Annotated in this window: 1 protein-coding gene; it reads left to right on the top strand. The window is 69.2% G+C overall.

What is annotated here, in order from left to right; translation table 11 throughout:
- The first annotated feature begins 206 nt into the window (after nt 1-206).
- A complete protein-coding gene (locus ACFYXB_RS45790; RefSeq protein WP_389591432.1) occupies nt 207-2,270 on the top strand; it encodes a SpoIIE family protein phosphatase in 2,064 nt (687 codons plus the stop codon).
- The last annotated feature ends 71 nt before the right edge of the window (nt 2,271-2,341 follow it).

Raw genomic sequence — 2,341 nt, 5'->3', positions numbered from 1 at the left:
CCGAGTAGTCCTTCATCGCCATCGGCGGTCTTCTCGCTTCCTCCGGATCAAGCAGATCCAGTATCAGCGTGTCCACCACTCAGGGGGAGGCCCCGGGGGCCCGAGCCGAGCAGGCAGGCCAGCCACCCAGAGCCCTGACGTGCGACACGTCTCGCGAAGCGAGGGAGCAAGGCAAGGAGCAGGCTGGATGGTGGAGGTGCGTTGCCGTGGCGCAAAAAGAAGCCATCTCGCCCGTCGAGGGTGCTGCAGTGCTGGAAGCTCTGTTCGACCAGTCCCCTACAGGCCTGCTGATCTTGGACACGGAGCTGCGAATCCTACGAATCCACTTCACCAGGCCGGTTCTGCACGAAGCGCCCCCTGAACAGATCATGGGCCGACACATCACCGACGAATACGACCTTTCCGCACCCGGAGAGGTCGAGGCGATGCTGCACGGCGTGCTGGAGAGCGGCGCGCCCGTACGGGGGCGACTGGTGGGGGTGCGTCCGAAGCGCGCGCCGGGGCCGGAGTACCTGTTCTCCGTCTCGGCATCTCGCCTGGAGGACTCGCAGGGGAGGATCTGGGGGGTGCTGGCGGAGATGCTCGATGTCACCGAACACGAAAAGGTACGCGCCCGCCTGCGCGTCCTCGGCTCGGTGCGCGAGCAGGTAGGACAGACCCTCGACGTGGTGGCCACCTGCGAGGAACTGGTGCAGGCGGTGGTGCCCGACCTCGCCGACATCGCCGTGGTGGAAGTGGTGGACGCAGTGATACGCGGCGAAGACCCTCCGCCGAGCCCTCTGGGACGGGAGGTGCCGCTGCGCCGTGCCGCCTTCGGCCGCAGCGGCGGCGAGGAGCAGATTCAGGCACATCCGGTGGGTGACGTGCGCGCTCTGCCGTTCCCGACGCCTTACGCCCAGACGCTGGCCGACCTCAAGCCCCGCCTCGTCGCCCTGGGACCCGACACGCCCTGGCTGGCGGCCGTCCCGCCGCGCGCCGAGGCGATCCGCGCATCCGGTGCCCACAGCCTGATCACTGCACCCCTGACGCTGCGTGGAACCGTGCTCGGCCTGCTGAGCCTCTACCGCACTGACCGGAGCGACCTCTACGACGAGGACGATGTCACCGTCGCCCTCGCACTGGCCGCTCACACCGCGCTGTGCATCGACAACGCCCGCCGCTACACCCGCGAACACACCATCGCCTCGACAGTCCAGCGCCATCTGTTGCCTCCCTGCCCGGCGTCGCGGACCACCGTGGAAACCGCGCACCTGCACGTGCCGTCCCAGGCGGGCGGAGGCAGCGGGTACGACACCTTCGCCCTGTCCGGCGCCCGCACCGCACTGGTGGTCGGCGAATGCGCCAGCCAGGGCATCCACGCGGCCGCCACCATGGGACAGCTACGGACCGCCCACCGCTCCCTGGCCGCACTCGACCTGGAACCCGACGAGCTCCTCGCACGCCTCAACGACACCACCATAAGCCTGGCCCAGGAACGCGCAGCTCTGCCGCCCGGCGACCCCATGCACCGGCAGCCGCTCACGGCAAGCTGTGCGTACGCGGTCTACGACCCGCTCGCCCGGACCTGCACCATCGCCCTGGCCGGCCACCCCCCACCCGTCGTCGCCCATCCCGACGGGAGGACCGAGATCCCCCACCTGCCCGCCGGACCCCCTCTCGGCAGTGCCGAAGGACCCCCCTTCGCCGCCACCACGATCTCCGTCGCCGACGGCAGCGTCCTCGCCTTCTACACGGCATCCCTCCTGCACACCTCCCCGTCCCCGGACACCCTCCAACGGGTGCTGGCCCACCCCGACCGGCCACTGCAGGATCTATGCGATGACGTGCTCTACCGGCTGCGGAACGACACCGGCCACGGCGACGTCATCCTCCTCCTCGCCCGCACACACCCACTCCCCGCCGACCAGATCGCCGAGTGGCATCTCGACCAACACCCCAAAGCCGTCGCCACGGCACGCGCCCACGCCCAACAACAGCTCACCCTTTGGGGAGTGGACGAGGAAACCGCCTACACCACCGAGATGATCGTCAGCGAACTGGTCACCAACGCCGTCCGCTACGGCACCCCGCCTCTGCGGCTGCAGCTCATCAAAGACCGCACACTCACCTGCGAGGTCCACGACGGCAATCCCCTCGCGCCGCGGTTGCGCCACGCCAAGACTATCGACGAAGGCGGTCGCGGCCTGTTCATCGTCGCCCAACTCGCGCAGAACTGGGGCGTCCGCTACTCCCTCGACGGCAAGACAGTCTGGGCCGAGCAGACTCTCTAACCCAACACAGCCTCGTCACCGTCAGGACCGCGTGCCGGGTCGCCCGGCCAGGACCTCCACGACCAGCCCCG

The sequence above is a fragment of the Streptomyces sp. NPDC002619 genome, from assembly GCF_042889305.1.
Lineage (GTDB): Bacteria > Actinomycetota > Actinomycetes > Streptomycetales > Streptomycetaceae > Streptomyces.
The sequence above is the reverse complement of the archived record's forward strand: the minus strand, read 5'-3'. Positions and strand labels throughout refer to the sequence as shown.